The sequence below is a fragment of the Dokdonia sp. MED134 genome (assembly GCF_000152925.2).
GTDB lineage: Bacteria > Bacteroidota > Bacteroidia > Flavobacteriales > Flavobacteriaceae > Dokdonia.
Map to the genome: position 1 here is coordinate 33,857 of NZ_CP009301.1, position 17,995 is coordinate 51,851.

Below are 17,995 nucleotides of genomic sequence, written 5' to 3' on the forward strand. Positions count from 1 at the left end.
ATGTAAACGTTAGTAAACCTTTACGATTTGAGAAGTTTATGGCATATTTTACGTCTATAAAACCCTATGATAACCTAAAATTAAAACAAGGCTATTTGAGACTATGACGGCTATTATATTCTGAATTATAAATAATTACGCTTTCGCGAAAGCGTAACCACATCAAACAAAAAAATCCGCTGCCCTTTCAAACAACGAATCTTTTATGCAATCCTGAATTATAACGTGATAAAAGTATATCTAGAGCGTTACTCAATTGCAATGTTAAGGTTAAGAATGTATTAATACTTGGCTCTCATATAGGTAATCGCTCGTTCTATAATCTGTTTAAGTATGTCCAGATCTACATCTGCTAGTTTATTTATATACAGGCAGGCTTTACTCGTTTTATGTTTACCTAATGCCGGCAGAAGGTCATCTATAACACCAAAACCTGGCATAATATATATGCTCAAATTTTGCTTGCGAGGAGAAAACCCTACCATAGGCCAGTGTACTTTTCTTCCAGAGGCATATACCATCTCATACTCATCATACCCTACAATACTATCTCCCCACATTACCGGCTTCTTTCCCGTTACAGTTTCCATAAGCTCAAGTAAGTAAAGACTGTCTTCTTTGCGAGTGGTGTGAGCAACAGCATTTATAAAGTCTAGTGGAGACTGGTCATTTTTTTTAGTTTTTACGTCAGACACGGTGTAGGTAATTTTAAATTAGTTTTTCTTCCAGAGTGCATCTATTCCTTTACCTTCAAGTATGAATGGGATACAGCGGTCTAGTCTCTTGCGCTTTGTGGCCTCTTGCTTTGCCTCATTTATATAATCTGCATAGGCACGTTGTTTTGCTTTTGTGAGTGCAGTAAAATGTAGTTTGAGCTGTGCATCGTTATAGAGTTCATTTTTAAGCATTGTAGGTAATAGCACTTTCTTTACAGAGCGCACCACAGGCATTCTCTTACCATCTCGAGCATTTTGTATAGCCTCATCTACATAAGATGTAATGAGTTTTTCGTCTATAATATCATCTTCTGTAAAGTGTAAGTGGCGCATTGCCTTAGTTTTTCCTTCTTGTGCATTACGCAGTATTTTACTAGCATCTGTAAGATAGACACCTTGATAAAACCATAAACCATAGTGCTGCTTAAAAGAAGCAACACCTACTACATTATCATTATTAATGGTATAAACTGGCATTCCCCACTTTACATCTTCTACCAGATCTGTACTCTTGAGAAGCGCTCTTATTTTCTTTAAGCTCGCTAGCCAAGGCACTTCTTGATTATAAAAATTATTCAGCTTTTCATCTTTTGTCATAACCTCAATGTACAAAAAATTACAATTGAGTTACAGATTATGACGGTTGGGAGTATTACGCTTTCGCTAAAGCGGGATTCCCTTCATATTTGTCTCACAATCAATCTAACGAACCACTTATGAAACCTTTTTTATCACTCTTACTCATTTTATCAAGTTATTTTCTCACTGCCCAAACCACTGTTTCTGGCATAGTGACAGATCCCAAAGGCGTGCCTATAGAAGGTGCAAATGTATTTCTGGACGGTACTTATGACGGTGCAAGCACAGACGCAAGAGGCGTATTTTCTTTTACAACTACAGAGACTGGAGAGCAGCTACTTAAAGTCACCTTCTTATCATACGAGCCTTATGAGATTTTTATGAATGTAAGTACCTTCAAAAATCTTAATATTAAACTACGAGAAAATATAAACTCACTAGACACGGTTGTACTCTCTGCAGGTACTTTTGAGGCAAGTGATAACAGTAAAGTATCTGTTTTAAAACCACTAGATGTGGTTACCACAGCAAGTGCGCTAGGTGATTTTGTAGGTGCTTTACAAACCTTACCAGGTACCACCACAGTGGCCGAAGATGGTAGACTCTTTGTGCGTGGTGGAGATGCTGGAGAGACGCAAATATTTATAGATGGCATACGTGTTTTTACACCCTATACACCTACGGCAAATAATACACCTACAAGAGGCAGGTATAGCCCATTTCTTTTTGACGGGATTACATTTTCTACCGGAGGATATTCTGCAGAATATGGGGAAGCCCTGTCTAGTGTTTTATTGCTTAACACGGTAGATGAGCCAGATCAAAATAAAACAGATATCTCTATAATGTCTGTAGGAGCAGGGCTAGGTCTTACTAGAAAATTTGAAAAAAGTTCGCTTAGTTTGAGCACCTCATATATCAATCTGGCTCCTTATGTCGCGTTATTTCCTAATCGTAATAACTTTAATAAACCCTTTCAAGCACTGGCAGGAGAGGCGGTATATAGATATAGAACTACAGATGGACTTTTTAAACTCTATGCCGCTGGAGATCGCACTAGCTTTGATATCACACAAGAGGATATAAACAACCCAGAAGGCTTTAATCTAGGGCTTACTAACAGTAATGTATATATAAACTCATCATACACGGGTATGCTTAATGACACGTGGAGTATACAAACAGGAGGTAGTTATACGCTTGCGCGAAATGAAGCCAACATACAATCTACAACCCAGGTGTTAGACACAGAAAACAGTGCACACCTCAAGCTCAAACTAAAGAAAAGGTTTTCAAATAGATTTAAACTCTCCTTTGGCGCCGAACAGTTTATTACAGATTTTGATGAAGATGTCACCGTTGCGGTTAATGACAATATGTTTACCGCAAACTATGATTTTAAAAGTAACATCACAGCCGCCTTTGCCGAAAGTGATATTATCTTCTCCAGAGACTTTGCTATAAAACTAGGAGCGAGAGCGAGTTATACAGACTATATGAAAGATGTTACATTTTCGCCTCGAGCGAGTATAGCCTATAAGACAGGAGCAAAGAGCCAACTATCGCTAGCATATGGTGACTTTTATCAAAATCCGCTTAATGACTTTTTGAAATTTAGTCAAGATTTTGAAGCTCAAAAAACTACACACTACATTGCAAACTATCAATACAGTGATAACGGTCGTATTTTTAGAGCAGAGGCTTATAGAAAGTCGTATAGTGATTTAATAACTTCAACAACTGAGTTTGCTAGCCCAGAGAGTGTTTTTACAAACGAGGGGAGCGGGTATGCACAAGGTGTAGACGTATTTTGGAGAGATAATACCAGTATTAAAAATATGGATTACTGGGTGAGCTATTCATATCTAGATTCTGAGAGAAAATATCTCAACTATCCAGAGCAGGCCAGGCCTACCTTTGCTAGTCCTCATAGTGTCTCTATTGTGGCAAAGTATTTTGTAGAAGACTGGAAATCACAAATAGGGATGAGCTTTCAGCACAGTTCTGGTAGAACCTATACAGACCGAAACAACCCAGGCTTTTTACAGGCAAATACAAAGTCCTTTAATGATTTGAGTATAAACTGGGCCTATCTTTTATCGCAACAAAAGATATTATACTTCTCTATCAATAACGTGCTAGGTTTAAGAAACATAAATGGTTACCAGTATGCAGATACGCCAGACACAGCAGGAATGTTTAACAGGCGAGCGCTTAGACCCGCAACAGATCAGTTTTTCTTCGTAGGTTTCTTCTGGACCATAAGTGATGATAAAAGTAGTAACCAACTTGATAATCTATAAAACGCAACCTTTTTATAAATTAAGTATCTTAGTAAAAAAACATCCTATTATGAAATACCTAATTCTTGTCTTTTGCTTTGTAACTTTAATTGCTTGTGGTGGTGATGATGACCAGATGGTACAAGAGCCAGAGGAGGCTTGTAGCACAGAGATTGTTCCTGTCTTTAGTATTACTATGCGTGATGCAAGTACAAATGCACTGCTAGAAGATGTTTCTATCACGGTGATGGATCAATCGTTTACAGTTGTATTGCCAGAAGTGTCTCCAGGTGTATATGAAGGTCCAGATGAGCGCGAGGGAAGTTATACTTTACGTATTGAGAAAGATAATTATCAAACAATTATAACTGGACAGATAAACCCGCTCACAGATGAGTGCGGTCTAATTACTGAAGTGTTGAGTTATGAACTAGAGGAATTATAAATAATTCACACTACTATATCCTAAGCCTGTAACCTAGTTACAGGCTTTTTTTATAGTACCTCTGTAACATAGTATTCTTTTTTACTACCTATAATTACAATCAAAAAAAATAAAAAATGAACGCACACGAAATAGATTACGAAATCTTCGGCGAGGAGATGCAGTATGTTGAGGTAGAGCTAGATCCTCAAGAAGGAGTAATAGCAGAGGCTGGAAGCTTTATGATGATGGAAGAAGGGATACGTATGGAAACCATTTTTGGAGATGGCTCTGCAAAGGATACGGGAGTAATGGGTAAGATCTTTGGGGCAGGAAAGCGACTCCTTACTGGAGAGAGTCTATTTATGACTGCATTCTATAATGACGTTGTGGGTAAAAAGAAAGTAAGCTTTGCTTCTCCATATCCTGGTAAAATCATTCCAATAGATTTAGGAGCGATAGGAGGGAAGTTTGTGTGTCAAAAAGATGCATTTCTTTGTGCTGCAAAGGGCGTATCTGTCGGGATTGAATTTTCGCGTAAGCTAGGTAGAGGACTTTTTGGAGGAGAAGGTTTTATTATGCAACGCCTTGAGGGTGACGGTATCGCGTTTGTACACGCAGGTGGTACAATGCTTAAAAAAGAACTTGCTCCGGGCGAGCGTCTCAAGGTGGATACGGGTTGTATCATAGGCTTTGATAGCTCTGTAAACTATGATATAGAGTTTGTAGGAGGTATTAAAAACACCATTTTTGGTGGTGAAGGACTGTTTTTTGCAACCTTAACAGGGCCAGGAACAGTTTACATACAGTCCCTACCTTTTAGCCGTCTGGCAAATCGTGTACTAGCAATGGCTCCAAAAGCTGGAGGAAATAAAAGAGGTGAAGGATCTATACTAGGAGGACTGGGAGATTTACTAGATGGGGATAATAGTTTTTAGATAATTAACTATTTTTTAAGAAGTTAAACCCACGGTTGTTAACACTTTTGTAGTGCTTTTGTAGTATATTTATAGGGTTGAACAAAAAGCAAACGCATATAGTTGAAAACTACTTATTAAAAGTCTAACCTTTAAAAAACCTTCGAATATGGCGAGAGCAATGTTTGAATACACAAAGACTATTCTTGATAAGGTAAGTTTTGATAGTTCCCTTTTCTGCAAGGAGCTAGAAAAGGCTATTAAAAGATTACTACCTTACGAAATAGATGAATTAAGAATCTGGATTAACAAACTCGTTAAGACAAGGCCAGATCTAGGACAATGTTTAATATATTTAAAACCATAAAAAATGCCCCGTCATACGGGGCATTTTTATATGCTATAAATAAACCTCTTATCTATTAAGTGGACTTATAATCTGTACGTTTTGAAAAGTAATTGCACCTTTTACAACACCAGCTATGGTAGAGCGTAATGCCTCAATGATCTGCATCTTTAATTCACTCTTATGAAAGATGATACTCACTTCTCTAGCAGGAGATGGTTCTTTAAATTCTTTAAATAGCTCTTGCTCCTTTGCTGGCATATCTAGCGTATGTAGATAAGGTAAAAGCGTCATCCCTAGTCCCTCGTTTGATAACTTTACAAGTGTTTCAAAACTTCCACTTTCTAGTGTAAATTTTTCTTTATCCTTATTACGAGGTGTAGTACATAAATTAATCACCCCATCTCTAAAACAATGACCGTCTTCTAGAAGTAATAAATCGTGCGTGTCTAAGTCACTAGGTTCAAGTAGATTTTTTTCGCTTAGTCTATGGTTATTAGGTACGTAAGCCATAAAAGGCTCGTAATACAGTGGGCGCTCTTTTATATTTGGGTTCTCTAGGGGTGTTGCGGCTATAGCTGCATCTAGATGTCCTTCCTCAAGACGCTCTATAATTTGATCTGTATTAAGCTCTTCTATTTTAAGCGTGACCTTAGGGTACTTATTAATAAAATTAGTAAGAAACATAGGTAATAACGTAGGCATTACCGTGGGTATTACCCCTAGCTTAAACTCACCACCTATATATCCTTTTTGTTGATCTACAATATCAGTAATGCGATTTGCCTCATTAACAATATTGCGAGCTTGGTGTACAATCTTTGCACCTATATCTGTAAGCTCTATAGGCTTCTTACTACGGTCAAATATTTGCACATCCAGTTGGTCCTCTAGCTTTTGTATTTGCATACTAAGCGTGGGCTGGGTTACAAAAGTCTTTTGAGCGGCTCTTGTAAAATTTTGATGCTCTGCAACAGCGAGCACATATTTAAGCTGAGTTATAGTCATTGGTAAGATATCTACCACAAAAATAAGAAATGATTAATTATAACCATCTACAAAGCAGGTGAGAAGTAAACTGGGGACAAACAAAAAAGTCTGTGTACGCGACACAGACTTTTGAGTTGTTATATGAAACTAAAATTACATTTTAATCTCAAGTGTAAGATCTTCAGATGCTACTGTAAACTTAGCATCGTTCCAAGTAGGAGGGCCAAAACCTGCACCACTTCCAGAAATTCCATAATCTTCTTTAGGCATACCATTTGCTTCAAAGTCCATACGGTTATTGCCATTCATATCGTGTAATGTGATAATACCATACTCACCTGGCTTTACATTTTCAAAAACGAGTGTAACTGTTTTATTTTCTGGTGTTGCAGACTGTGTGTCGAGAGGAGCTGCCTTCATAAAAGTTCCTTCTGTGTATAATGAGGCAGAAGCAGCTCCGTCATTATTTGTTAGGTTTGGGATAGTAACGGTTACAGTTACTCCAGATGCTTCTTGTCCAAAAGAAAAAGATGATACGGCTGCTAGTAATAAAAAGATAATTGTTCTCATAATGATTAGATTTTTAGAGTTGCTATTTTTAATTGATGATGTAAATGTATCATCACACTTTCGTGAAAACAATCTGCAGTTACCCAACCGTCATTTTATTAGACTGAGTTGTAATAATCTAAATGTAAGAGCTCATTTTTAATAAGATAACCCTATTTGCGCTCGTATTTTATCTAGCAACATAATAAGTTCTTTACTCTTAGAAAATGTCATTACATCACTCTCAGTCTTTCTTAAAGCAAGCATCTCTTGACAATGTAGTATCTCATAATGATATCCATTTACATCATTAGGCGTAGAAAATTCTAGTGTTTCTGTCACTCCATTTTCGGTAAGGGTTACTGAGCTCGGTTCGTGAAAACGGCTGTTTATAATAATTTCTCCCTTTTCTAAAACAATATGGCAGCGTGTAGGTGTCTCCTCATCTATCGCCGAAAATAATTGAACCTCCACATTTTGAGCATAACGTAAGAGCATCGAGCAGTTATGATCTACCCCAGTAGGGCCCAGAGTAGCCTTAGCCTCTATATCTTCTGTGTAACCAAGTAAAGAGAGCGCTGCAAAAACTGGGTAAATCCCCACGTCTAGTAAACTACCGCCACCAAGTGATTTATTGTACAACCTAGAAGTCGTGTCAAACGGACTGTTAAAACCAAAATCTGCCTTAAGTGATTGTATCTCTCCTAAGGTGCCACTAGCTACTTTGTCTTGTACAAACTTATAATGCGGTAAAAAGTGCGTCCATAATGCTTCCATTAGGAATATTTTTTTCGCTTTCGCGAAAGCGATCATCTCCTCAACCTCTTCAAGATTCATAGCAAAAGCTTTCTCGCAGAGCACAGCCTTGTTATTTGATAAACACAGGAGCGTATTTTCCTTATGAAACATATGTGGCGTAGCGATATAAACAATGTCTATGTCTGGATCTTGCGCCATCTCTTCATAACTACCATAAGATTTTACAGCTTTGTAGGTATTACCAAAGTTTGCGGCCTTTTCTTTATCACGACTCGCTACGGCATATAAGTTTGCACCCTCGGTGAGGAGGAGATCATTTGCAAATTTGCCAGCTATCTTTCCGCAGCCTAGTATTCCCCAGTTTGTCATAGTTGTGCTTATTTATAGGAGTATTTTGCTTTCGCGAAAGCGTTCAAAAAAGAAAATTACACATAGTCCTTATTAGAACTTCCAAAGCTTGCCTGTAGCAACATTGCTAGTCCCATCACAAGACCACAACCTACTACGTTAAGCCACAAGTACGGAAACTCTATAATATCATAATGAATCAAGCCGTAAACAATAATAATAATTACCTGCGTGATAAGCGCTGCGATAAATACGGCATTGCTTTTTACAAATTTGATAAAGAAGGCTAGTAAAAATATCCCTAAGATATTTCCATAAAAAATAGAACCTATAATGTTTACTAGCTGTATTAAGTTTTCAAAAAGGCTGGCCGTACAGGCTACAATAATGGCGAGTATACCCCACATAAGTGTAAAACCTTTGGTGCTTTTTACATATAACGCATCTGTCATCTCTCCTTTGTAATTGCGCTTGTAAAGATCTACGGCTGTGGTTGCACCCAGCGCATTGAGCTCAGATGCGGTAGATGACATTGCAGCACTTAATATTACGGCAAGAAGCAAGCCTATGAGACCATTAGGTAAGTTGTTAAGTATAAAGTGTATGAAGACGTAATCTTTGTCATTATTTTCTACCTCTGGAGCAGCTTTTGAGATAATAGTTTTTCCTTTTTTACGTAACTGTTTATTTCTAGTTTCATAAGTAGTGATGTAAGATAGTGTCTCACCATCTCGCTCATAAGTGTCAAGAGTAGGGTCTTGAGCATAGTTAAATGCTGCTTGTTTTTGTAGTTCTTGGTTTGTAAGAAGTTGTTCTTCTAGCGAGGCAAACTCACTTGCATAAATAGATGATTTAACTGCATCTGTCGCCGCAGGATTAAAGTGTAGTGGTGCACTATTAAACTGATAAAAAACAAAAACCATCACTCCTACCAGTAGTATGAAAAATTGCATCGGGATTTTAAGAGCGCCGTTAAAGAGAAGACCCATTTGCATTTCCTTTACATTTTTACCAGAGAGGTAACGCTGCACTTGACTCTGATCTGTACCAAAGTAGGAGAGCATTAAAAAAGTACCTCCTAACAGACCTGTCCAGACCGTATACCTATTACTAAGGTCAAAAGAAAAATCTAGTAGGTTCATTTTTTCGCCAGCACCGGCGATACTTAGCGCATCTGTAAAGTTTATGTTTTCTGGAAGTTTGTCAAGTATGAGGTAAAAAGCAATTGCCATCCCTGCAAAAATGACTGCCATTTGTTGCTTTTGTGTAATACTTACTGCCTTTGTGCCACCAGAAACGGTATAGATAATCACAACGATACCTATAAGAATATTGAGCATTGTAAGATCCCAACCTAATACGGCAGAGAGAATGATGGCAGGAGCATAGATAGTAATACCTGCTGCGAGACTACGCTGTATTAAAAAGAGGATAGCAGCTAGTGAGCGTGTTTTAAGATCAAACCTACTTTCTAGATACTCGTAAGCAGTAAAGACCTTAAGTCTGTGGTATATAGGGATAAAAACAAGACATATAATGACCATTGCAATAGGCAGTCCAAAATAGAATTGTACAAATCCCATTCCATCATAAAAACCTTGTCCTGTTGTAGATAAAAAAGTGATGGCACTTGCCTGTGTTGCCATTACAGAGAGACCTACGGTCCACCATTTTGAGGAGTTACCGCCTTTTATATATTCTTCGGCATTTTTACTTCCTTGTGTTTTATAGGTTCCATAAACCACAATAAAAATTAAGGTAAATGCAAGTACAGCCCAGTCTATAGTTTCCATATTATGAGAATGAGGTCATTAAGAAATAGAAAGCAATAAAGTATGCTAGATTAAGCAATAAGATGATTGTGTATTTTTTCTTCCAGGTGTATGAGGATGGCTTGTTCATAGTTACTGTTTGATATCTTGCTGCTCTTGTTTACCTACACTAAGCATATTTGCAAATAGTTTATATGCCCCAGACACTCCAGCTGGTAACTCTCTAAAAAAGCTCAAGCCAGTGTAGATATAATGTCCTTTACCATATGCTGCGATGAGAAGACTTCCATCTTTTGCAGTCTCTCCCTTATCGTTCATAGATAAAATAGGCGTGTACTCACTAGACCATTTATTTGGAAAATAAAGGCCTCGCTCTTGTGTCCATCCTTGAAAATCTCGTTGAGATAACTTGTTAGGAAAATTCATAAGTGGGTGATCTTTTGCAAGGATTCTCACCTCGCTATTTTCATCTGTCACACGGTCTCTAGAAAGTGTAAGCTCATACGGAGCGCCTATTTTTGTGTTGCCCCAGCGTCCAGAGGTGTTGTATTGTGCGATAAGTGTTCCGCCATCTTTTACATAATCTAGTAGCAGTGGCTGTTTTGCTTGCATTTCATCTACCACATTATAAGCACGTATACCTACAACCACAGCGTCAAACTGTGATAGCAACTCTGGTGTTATGGTCGCAGGGTCTATCACTGCAACTTGATAACCTATTTGCGCGAGGTTATCTGGTACTGCATCTCCAGCTCCTTGTATATAGCCTATGTAGTTACCCTTGCGTGCAATGTCTAGTCGTACAACACGTGCTTTATTAGGCAAGAATAATGACTGCAGCGGGATGTGAGCGTAGTCTATTTTTATAAGCTCTTTAGTATACGTCTTTCCTCCAGAAACCACACGCGGACTCAAATCACCCTCGCTATCACCAGCTGGTGGCGTTACTGTAAATAAAAACTCTTTTTCTTCTCCCTTATTTGCTATAGAAACATCATAACTAGCAGGTGATACCTTCCATCCAGATGGTTTGTCTAGCAAAACCGTTCCTGTAAAATTAGCTTGATGTGCTGTGACTGTCACGGGTATTTTTTTTGATTCTGCTTTCGCGAAAATGATCACCTTAGACTCTAGTCTAGATGACACAGCTGGTACAATTTCAAAAGGCTCATACACTTCACCTTTTACTCTGTCATTGTATTTATAGACAATAGGTTTTGTAATACTTATAGGCACTCCCGAAATGATAAGGTCAAATGTGACTGTGTTTTCTTGTGGTGTTTCTGGTTTACCTATCATTTGCTGGTCTGCAACCTTGTACATACCTAAAGTACCTTCTTCTCGTAACCAATAAGCTGAGGTTTCTTTAAAATCATCACTTACTGTAAGGGTTTTAGATGTAGTATAACGCTCATTATTCGCTAGTGGTTTATTAGACGCCACTACGTTATTTGTTGCCGTTACCGTAGCTTTTTTGAGAATCACAGACTGTGCACTTCTATTTATAGCTTCTATATCTAGTTTTATTGAGCTGCCAGTAGTTGCATAATTAGTATCTGCTTTTGCTTCTAGGTAAAGGCCTGTTACTCCAGTAATAATTGTCTCAAGCTCTTTAGACTTTATGTTTTTCCAGTGTGTGTCTTCTAGTTGTTGTACGAGAGCATATGCCTTCATAAGTTGTGGTAAACTCTTATCTGGTGCAGTAAAGTCATAGGTTGCAACTACGTTGTCTAGTATTGTCTTTATTGCTTTTCCTCCTTTAACACGTGTCCAGGTGGTGTTAATACCTTGAAAAACATCATCGTTAGTAGGCATTTCTCCACGTAATAACTCAAAATAAGTATCACTAGTACCACGCGAGCCTGTATTACCAAATCCTTGAGACTTATGCTGGCTTCTACTAAGGGAAGATATTTCTGTATTTGATAACCCTAAACCAGGGTAGAAGGTACCCACATCTACTTTCACAAGGTTAGACTTGTCTGCCGCTTCAAATTTTTCTCTACTTCCATAAAACCACCAAGAGGTATTAAAGAATTGTCTTTGTGGTGACCACGTATCTGTATATTGTAATTGATCTGGATATTTTGAGGCATCTCCAGCAAGATCATATGCCTCTACAGAGAGCATTGCACTAGAGGTGTGATGCCCGTGGGTGCTTCCTGGTGTTCTGTGATTAAATCTATTAATGATCACATCTGGCTTAAAAGTACGTATCGCCCATACTACATCACCCAGTACTTCTTCTTTGTTCCAGATGGCAAGTGTCTCATCTGGATGTTTTGAGTAGCCAAAATCGTTTGCACGTGTAAAACGTTGCTCTCCACCATCTGTTGCGCGAGCGGCAAGTAACTCATTAGTGCGTATTACTCCTAAAAGTTCCCTTAGTTCTGGGCCTATAATATTTTGGCCACCGTCACCTCTTGTAAGTGATAGGTATGCTGTTCTTGCTTTTACAGTATTTGCAAAGTAGGAGATAGCTGTTGTGTTCTCGTCATCTGGATGCGCGGCAACGTATAGTACAGAGCCTAAGAAATTTAGCTTTTTTAGGTCTTCATAAATTTCGCTAGCTGTAGGTTTACTGGGCTGTACAGTGATTCCTTGTGAGTATGCTTTCGCGAAAGCAAAAAAAGAAATCAGAACAAAAATCACATAGGATTTGCGTGTCATATTGAGCGTGTTGGTATCACTCAAATATACCTAATATCAATGCCTAGGAGGTTTTCTTTAAGTTTTCTTTAACGATTATACAGGCTTGTTAAAATGCTCATTATCTTGAGTGCCATCTACGGGTTCTACTATGCGGGTGGCGACACCGTCTTGTACTAAGGTGACTCCTTTTTGCATAATAAGACTGTTGGGATAGGTATGCAGGCCGCCATCATCTGTGCGCAAATTCATATGGAAACCTTTTATGTCTTCTATAATGGCAATAATGGGAAAATCCTTATCGTGTATCTTAATGCGATCACCTATCTTGTAAGGAAGGGTGAAAAATATAATAACACCAGAGGTCATATTACTTAATACAGACCATTGAGCAAAAAAGCCTATACCTATAAGAGCAAAAACCGAAGAGGCATACACGCCTATATCTCTAGCATTAAGGCTCCAGATAAGAAAAGCAAACACAGAGGCAATGAGGATAAGAATAAAGTCTACATACTTCATTACTAGATTTGCACGTTGCTTTACCTTATTTTTTCTATCTGAAAACCGATTTACAAAGTAAGAAATTACCATACGTAGGCCTATCATAACAACCGCCACGATGGCACTTTCTATAAGTTGCTCTCTGTATAAGTTTATAAAATCTATAGCCATTTTTTGCGCTTAAAGTATATGATAGAACCTATAAAAATAAATACCATCGCTCCCCAGAAGTAGTAGTAACCATTTTGCATTTGTAACTCTGGAATATGTTGAAAATTCATCCCATAAATTCCTGCTAGAAAAGTCATAGGTATAAAAATAGTAGCGATAATAGTAAGAACCTTCATCACCTCGTTCATACGGTTTGCAATGTTTGTTGAGTTCATATCCATTAGTCCTGCTATGGTATCTCTATAAACCTCTACAGTCTCAATTACCTGTATGGTATGATCATAAAGATCACGCACAAAAACTTGCGTTTTTTTAAGTATGAGGTGATTATCTACTTTTTCTAGCTTATTTACAACCTCCCGTAGCGGAAAAATTGACCTACGTACTTGTATCACCTCTTTTTTGAGCTGTTGTATCTCTTGTGAATAGTTTTCTGAAGGGTTTGTATATATTCTTTCTTCTAGCTCTTCTATTTTATCACTTAGGGTCTCTATGATTATAAAGTAGTGATCTATCACCGCATCCATAAGTGCATACATTAGATAATCTGCTCCAGTAGTGCGCACGCGACCTTTAGACAGGCGTATACGATCTCTAATTCCGTCAAAAACGTCACCATCATACTCTTGCATAAGCAAGACATAAGACTTGCCAAGAATGAGGCTTATGTGCTCCGTATTTAATTTACCATCTATATCGTGATAGAGCATTTTAAAAACAATAAATAAATGATCTGGATACTCATCTAGTTTTGGTCGCTGGCTTGTGTTTGCCACATCTTCCATCACCAGTGGGTGCAGGTCATACTTGTGTGATATATCTGTAAGAGCTTGTGTGTCAGAAAGACCATTTACATTTACCCAGGTAACCGTTTTTTCGTCTGTGTCTTTTGTATAGCTGGATAACTCGTGTACTGTTTCTTCTTCTACAAAGGTAGTATTGTAGTCAAAAACATCTATGAGAACATCTTTTATCTCTTTTGAACCAGTATAGACCACGTGACCTGGGGCGTGTGACATTTGTTCCTTTATCACATCCTTAGACATCACATTTGCACTGGTAAATGGATTGACTTTTTTAAGTTGTTTGCGTAGTCTTTTCATTAGTCTAGTTGTAGTTCTGTACGCAAAGCTTCATCTGCAATACTTTTTTTACCCCAGTATGCACTTTTAATAGTCTTTATTTTGGTGGCAGTTGTTGTCATAGGCGTGCCGTCGCGCCCTTGAGGAAATGTCTCTGTCCATCCCTCTATAGTATATGGAAATTGTGGAGAAAAGTGTATTACAACACTCCGTTGTAGGCTAGGGTAGGTAATAGTATACGTCCCATTTTCTATGGTTGCTGTTGCATCATATGCTCTAAGTTCTTTATGTGAGTTACGTATAAATTCAAGATTAGGTATAGCCTTAAATGATCCGGTAGGGAGCGAGGTTGGGTCAAGGCGTATCTGTGTCCATAATTCATTTTCAAGAACATCTTTTGGGAGACTCATTTCTTGGTCTGCCTCAGATTCAAAGTAGGAGTGAGAGGTCACTTCAAAGTCTTCTCTGTTATTAAGTTGTGCATATACGTGACCGCACCATTCTTGTGTGCTCTGTGATACTTTTACAGCGTGTTTTTTTTCGGTAACGGGATAAAATGTGCTCGTCATTATGGAGTAAGGGTAAATGCCTGTTACAAACTTTTTGGTAGCATTGAGCTTGAGTACAGGGATGTTGCTATCGTTTTGGGCATCTGCTTTTACTTGTTCTTTTGGTAAGAAATCTTCGGTTACATAAATCAAGACTGCTGTGCCTGGTCTTATTTCGCCATATCTTGCTTGATCTAGTTTAAAAGAAGAAATTTCGGCAGTGCCGGCATACCAGTAATCCTTCCACTCTTGAGATAAATTACGTTTTTCTGCAGTGTTTTTTTGAATTGAGTCCGCTTTCGCGAAAGCGATATCATCCCCAGTCTCTTTTTTACAACTTACAAGCATCGCGAGTATAGCAATAGCCGCTATACAAAAGAAAATTGCACGCTCTAGGGCAAACATTTTTTTAAAGAATCCCATAATTTATTTTTAACTAAAAGTACAGAAAAGCTACTAGTCTGCCAGCTGCATTAACGTTTCATAAACTTTGTGCAGGGGCATACCCATCACATTAAAGTACGATCCCTCAAGGCGAGTCACCGCGATATAACCAAACCATTCTTGTACGCCATAGCCGCCAGCTTTATCATAAGGCTGGTAATTATCTATGTAGTAGTTAATCTCTGCTTCTGTAAGCTCTTTGAAGGTGACGGTGGTCGTATCGTTTATCACGGTCTGACCTTCTTTTGTAGTAAAAGCTACAGAAGTAATAACCTGGTGACTATTATCAGAAAGGGCAGCAATCATCGCATAGGCCTCATCACGATCTTCTGGCTTATTAAGTGCAACGCCATTAAACCATACTATGGTGTCACTGGTTACAAGTATATCTGTAGCTTGTAAGTCTGTAAAGGCTGCGGCCTTAAGTTTTGCTAGATAGTCTGTAATTTCTGCACCCTGTAAGTGATCTGGAAAAGTCTCGTCTACTGGTTTGAGTTGTATGGTAAAATCTAGGTCTAGTTCTTTAAAAAACTGCTGGCGTCTAGGAGAGCCAGATGCAAGTATGAGGTTGTGGTTTTTTAATTTTTCTTTAAGCATAGTAAATAGCGTGTATAAGTAATGGGATGATACATATACCTACAAACATAATTACTTTAAGAATGAGTGATACGTGTGAGAGTTCACTTTTTTTAGTCGCCTCCCATAATTTTGAACAGCAATACCCAAGCGGACCAATGATAGCAAAGAAAACTGTCGCAACAGCTATTTTATAATCATATAGAAAAGTGAATGTGTACCAACTTATAAATGTAATTATTATAAGTGTGAGTACGACAGAAAATCGCGCGGTGCGCTGCGCACCTAGGACTATAGGTAGCGTTTTATAACCCGCCACGTGATCACCTTGTATATCTTCTATATCTTTTACAAGCTCTCTTATAAGTGTGATAGCAAAGGCAAATATCCCTACAGAAATAAATACCATAAAAGCACCTAGTTGCTCCTCATTGTTACTTGTATTTATAGCAGGCACAAGCTCAAAAAGGGGTACCAAAATAACTGAGAGCCCCACTAAGATGCTTACGAGCAAGTTACCTATCAAAGCATACTTTTTTATAAACCTAGCATAAAGGTATAAGGACCCTGCACTAAGTAAAAAGTAAATAAAATAGATAGGGTGTGCCATTAAGTTTGTGAGTATAAAACCTAAACCTAATCCCGTAAATGTAAGAGTAAAGTAGATGAGCTTTGCTTGTTTTTCATCTACAGAAATACCTACTATACGTTTTTTTGCTTTATTGATTTTATCTGCCACCACATCATAAATGTCATTTATGACATAACCTCCAGCAGCAATGAGGACAGTGGCTAGTATGAGGAACGATAGGCCTAACGTGCTTAGTGTGATATCAATATCTTCTATTTGAGCAATGGCATAGCGTATGACACATTGCATAACAATGATCATAATAAGATTTTTGAATCTTATAAGGTTTAGATACTTCAACTAAGGGGTTAGGTTGTTTTAATTAAAAATACATAATATCTCGTTAATGAGCTGCTGCATCTACATTTTTCATCCAGTTGCCTTGTACTTTAAGTACTTGCTCTATCACATCTCTCACACAGCCCTGACCACCATTTTTATGTGAGATGTATTTTGAGATATCTTTTATCTCTTTTACCGCATCTTGCGGGCAGCAGGGGAGACCTGCAAATTGCATAACGGGATAGTCTGGTATATCATCACCCATATATAAAATATTTTCTGGTGCTATCTGCTTGTCTTTGAGGTACACCTCTAGGTGTTCCATCTTGTTATGAGCTCCGAGAGCAACGTCACTTATACCTAGTTTTTGAAGCCTTGAGCGCACACCCTCATCTGTGCCACCACTTATAATACATATGTTATATCCAGCATCAAGAGCTGCTTTTATTGCATAACCATCTTTTACATTCATTGTACGATGCATTTGTCCCTCTGTGGTAATATGTAGTTTACCATCTGTGAGAACACCATCTACATCAAAAATAAAGGTGGTGATGTCGTGTAAATATTCTTTATAGCTTTTTTCCATAGGTAGTGTATATTGCTTTTGTAAGGGTGTTGTAAATATCCTTGTGATCTGGGTTTTCTAATAAATCTAGTTGCTTGTTTATCACCTCCTTGTCACCTCTTTTTGCTGGGCCTGTTTGACTATTTGTAGGGCCATTTTCTAAAGCCTTGTGTGCAGTTTTTAAAATAAGTGGGTGCAAGGTTTTTACATCTACTTCATATTGCTCGCAGATGTCTTGAGCAACTGTATAGCAGTGGTTTGTAAAATTATTTGCAAACACGGCAGCAAGATGAAGCTGTCTTCTTTGTGCACTGTTTATTACCTGTACCGTATTAGATATCATCGCACCTAGCTCGCGCAAGGTTTTTTCATCTTCATCGTTATCTGCCTCTACTAGAATTGGTATTTCGGCAAAGTGTAAAGAGACATCGTCTTTAGAAAAACTTTGTAGTGGATAGAAAACTCCTTTTTTATGCTTTCGCGAAAGCGTGCTCATAGCCGTATATCCAGAGGTATGTACCACAAGTGTGTTGTCAAAAGGTATTTGACTAGACACCTGTGCAATCATATCGTCACTTACTGCGATAATCGTAACATCTGCAGCTGTCAGGTTATTTATAGTTACGGTATGGCGCGCCATATGCTTAAAGGGATCAAGACTGGCTTGTGATCTCCCTGCCACTTGCATTACAACGGCGTTGTTTTGTGCACCTAGTGCCTTTGCAAGATGCCAGGCCACGTTGCCTGTACCCACAATGTTTACTTCAATCATACTAGCAAAAATAGGCTTTTTTAAAACTGTTGAGCTTTCATATTTTATGAATCATTGTGCTAAGGTTTTTAGCCCCTCGTGGGTTA

General features: G+C 38.2%; 18 protein-coding genes. 4 read left to right on the plus strand and 14 right to left on the minus strand.

Annotated features, from left to right (window positions below; all coding sequences use genetic code 11):
* Positions 1-281: 281 nt before the first annotated feature.
* The gene (locus MED134_RS00165) at positions 282-695 is read right to left on the minus strand and encodes a DUF1801 domain-containing protein (RefSeq protein WP_021779423.1); all 414 of its coding nucleotides are present in this window, start codon (positions 693-695) and stop codon (positions 282-284) included.
* Positions 696-713: 18 nt separating this feature from the next.
* The gene (locus MED134_RS00170) at positions 714-1,313 is read right to left on the minus strand and encodes a YdeI/OmpD-associated family protein (protein WP_021779422.1); all 600 of its coding nucleotides are present in this window, start codon (positions 1,311-1,313) and stop codon (positions 714-716) included.
* 119 nt (positions 1,314-1,432) lie between these two features.
* On the opposite strand from MED134_RS00170, the gene MED134_RS00175 reads away from it, so the two are divergent.
* The 4 genes from MED134_RS00175 (at position 1,433) to MED134_RS00190 (ending at position 5,285) form a co-directional block, all read left to right on the plus strand.
* Positions 1,433-3,598, plus strand: coding sequence for a TonB-dependent receptor (locus tag MED134_RS00175; RefSeq protein WP_021779421.1), 2,166 nt, complete (start codon positions 1,433-1,435; stop codon positions 3,596-3,598).
* A gap of 49 nt (positions 3,599-3,647) precedes the next feature.
* Positions 3,648-4,022, plus strand: coding sequence for a hypothetical protein (locus MED134_RS00180; RefSeq protein ID WP_038596659.1), 375 nt, complete (start codon positions 3,648-3,650; stop codon positions 4,020-4,022).
* A gap of 116 nt (positions 4,023-4,138) precedes the next feature.
* A complete protein-coding gene (locus MED134_RS00185) occupies positions 4,139-4,939 on the plus strand; it encodes a TIGR00266 family protein (RefSeq protein ID WP_021779419.1) in 801 nt (266 codons plus the stop codon).
* A 148-nt stretch (positions 4,940-5,087) separates the two neighbouring features.
* Entirely contained in the window at positions 5,088-5,285 is a 198-nt protein-coding gene (locus MED134_RS00190; RefSeq protein WP_021779418.1) for a hypothetical protein, read from the plus strand.
* Between the two features lie 48 nt (positions 5,286-5,333).
* Here the strand turns inward: MED134_RS00190 and MED134_RS00195 are convergent, their stop codons facing one another.
* The 12 genes from MED134_RS00195 to MED134_RS00250 form a co-directional block, all read right to left on the minus strand.
* Entirely contained in the window at positions 5,334-6,272 is a 939-nt protein-coding gene (locus tag MED134_RS00195; RefSeq protein ID WP_038596662.1) for a LysR family transcriptional regulator, read from the minus strand.
* Positions 6,273-6,407: 135 nt separating this feature from the next.
* Positions 6,408-6,824 carry a DUF2141 domain-containing protein gene (locus MED134_RS00200; RefSeq protein WP_021779416.1) on the minus strand — a complete coding sequence of 139 codons (417 nt, stop codon included), beginning with the start codon at positions 6,822-6,824 and terminating at the stop codon, positions 6,408-6,410.
* Between the two features lie 138 nt (positions 6,825-6,962).
* Entirely contained in the window at positions 6,963-7,931 is a 969-nt protein-coding gene (locus tag MED134_RS00205) for a Gfo/Idh/MocA family protein (RefSeq protein WP_021779415.1), read from the minus strand.
* 56 nt (positions 7,932-7,987) lie between these two features.
* Positions 7,988-9,703: a sodium:solute symporter gene (locus MED134_RS00210; RefSeq protein WP_021779414.1), complete on the minus strand. Its 1,716-nt coding sequence runs from the start codon at positions 9,701-9,703 to the stop codon at positions 7,988-7,990.
* Between the two features lie 111 nt (positions 9,704-9,814).
* Entirely contained in the window at positions 9,815-12,352 is a 2,538-nt protein-coding gene (locus MED134_RS00215; protein WP_021779413.1) for a PIG-L family deacetylase, read from the minus strand.
* Between the two features lie 75 nt (positions 12,353-12,427).
* The gene (locus MED134_RS00220; RefSeq protein WP_021779412.1) at positions 12,428-13,006 is read right to left on the minus strand and encodes a mechanosensitive ion channel domain-containing protein; all 579 of its coding nucleotides are present in this window, start codon (positions 13,004-13,006) and stop codon (positions 12,428-12,430) included.
* Complete coding sequence (gene corA / locus MED134_RS00225; RefSeq protein WP_021779411.1) at positions 12,997-14,109, minus strand: magnesium/cobalt transporter CorA; 1,113 nt, start codon at positions 14,107-14,109, stop codon at positions 12,997-12,999. The genes MED134_RS00220 and corA overlap by 10 nt, the downstream gene beginning before the upstream one ends.
* Positions 14,109-15,059, minus strand: coding sequence for a hypothetical protein (locus MED134_RS00230; RefSeq protein ID WP_021779410.1), 951 nt, complete (start codon positions 15,057-15,059; stop codon positions 14,109-14,111). The genes corA and MED134_RS00230 overlap by 1 nt, the downstream gene beginning before the upstream one ends.
* Before the next feature lie 33 nt (positions 15,060-15,092).
* Positions 15,093-15,677 (minus strand): Maf-like protein, encoded by a 585-nt coding sequence (locus MED134_RS00235; protein WP_021779409.1) that lies wholly within the window; start codon positions 15,675-15,677, stop codon positions 15,093-15,095.
* Positions 15,670-16,548, minus strand: a complete 879-nt coding sequence (locus MED134_RS00240; protein ID WP_021779408.1) for a geranylgeranylglycerol-phosphate geranylgeranyltransferase — start codon at positions 16,546-16,548, stop codon at positions 15,670-15,672. The genes MED134_RS00235 and MED134_RS00240 overlap by 8 nt, the downstream gene beginning before the upstream one ends.
* 82 nt (positions 16,549-16,630) lie before the next feature.
* Positions 16,631-17,158: a KdsC family phosphatase gene (locus MED134_RS00245; protein ID WP_021779407.1), complete on the minus strand. Its 528-nt coding sequence runs from the start codon at positions 17,156-17,158 to the stop codon at positions 16,631-16,633.
* The gene (locus tag MED134_RS00250) at positions 17,142-17,909 is read right to left on the minus strand and encodes a Rossmann-like and DUF2520 domain-containing protein (RefSeq protein ID WP_021779406.1); all 768 of its coding nucleotides are present in this window, start codon (positions 17,907-17,909) and stop codon (positions 17,142-17,144) included. The genes MED134_RS00245 and MED134_RS00250 overlap by 17 nt, the downstream gene beginning before the upstream one ends.
* Positions 17,910-17,995: the final 86 nt, after the last annotated feature.

What these genes read in the sequence shown, in the direction of transcription:
- MED134_RS00170 (WP_021779422.1), bottom strand. Translation starts at nt 1,313, where the DNA reads ATGACAAAAGATGAAAAGCTGAATAATTTTTATAATCAAGAAGTGCCT.
- MED134_RS00220 (WP_021779412.1), bottom strand. Translation starts at nt 13,006, where the DNA reads ATGGCTATAGATTTTATAAACTTATACAGAGAGCAACTTATAGAAAGT.
- MED134_RS00215 (WP_021779413.1), bottom strand. Translation starts at nt 12,352, where the DNA reads ATGACACGCAAATCCTATGTGATTTTTGTTCTGATTTCTTTTTTTGCT.
- MED134_RS00210 (WP_021779414.1), bottom strand. Translation starts at nt 9,703, where the DNA reads ATGGAAACTATAGACTGGGCTGTACTTGCATTTACCTTAATTTTTATT.
- MED134_RS00200 (WP_021779416.1), bottom strand. Translation starts at nt 6,824, where the DNA reads ATGAGAACAATTATCTTTTTATTACTAGCAGCCGTATCATCTTTTTCT.
- MED134_RS00235 (WP_021779409.1), bottom strand. Translation starts at nt 15,677, where the DNA reads ATGCTTAAAGAAAAATTAAAAAACCACAACCTCATACTTGCATCTGGC.
- MED134_RS00205 (WP_021779415.1), bottom strand. Translation starts at nt 7,931, where the DNA reads ATGACAAACTGGGGAATACTAGGCTGCGGAAAGATAGCTGGCAAATTT.
- MED134_RS00185 (WP_021779419.1), top strand. Translation starts at nt 4,139, where the DNA reads ATGAACGCACACGAAATAGATTACGAAATCTTCGGCGAGGAGATGCAG.
- corA (WP_021779411.1), bottom strand. Translation starts at nt 14,109, where the DNA reads ATGAAAAGACTACGCAAACAACTTAAAAAAGTCAATCCATTTACCAGT.
- MED134_RS00250 (WP_021779406.1), bottom strand. Translation starts at nt 17,909, where the DNA reads ATGATTGAAGTAAACATTGTGGGTACAGGCAACGTGGCCTGGCATCTT.
- MED134_RS00240 (WP_021779408.1), bottom strand. Translation starts at nt 16,548, where the DNA reads ATGATCATTGTTATGCAATGTGTCATACGCTATGCCATTGCTCAAATA.
- MED134_RS00245 (WP_021779407.1), bottom strand. Translation starts at nt 17,158, where the DNA reads ATGGAAAAAAGCTATAAAGAATATTTACACGACATCACCACCTTTATT.
- MED134_RS00230 (WP_021779410.1), bottom strand. Translation starts at nt 15,059, where the DNA reads ATGGGATTCTTTAAAAAAATGTTTGCCCTAGAGCGTGCAATTTTCTTT.
- MED134_RS00180 (WP_038596659.1), top strand. Translation starts at nt 3,648, where the DNA reads ATGAAATACCTAATTCTTGTCTTTTGCTTTGTAACTTTAATTGCTTGT.
- MED134_RS00175 (WP_021779421.1), top strand. Translation starts at nt 1,433, where the DNA reads ATGAAACCTTTTTTATCACTCTTACTCATTTTATCAAGTTATTTTCTC.
- MED134_RS00195 (WP_038596662.1), bottom strand. Translation starts at nt 6,272, where the DNA reads ATGACTATAACTCAGCTTAAATATGTGCTCGCTGTTGCAGAGCATCAA.
- MED134_RS00190 (WP_021779418.1), top strand. Translation starts at nt 5,088, where the DNA reads ATGGCGAGAGCAATGTTTGAATACACAAAGACTATTCTTGATAAGGTA.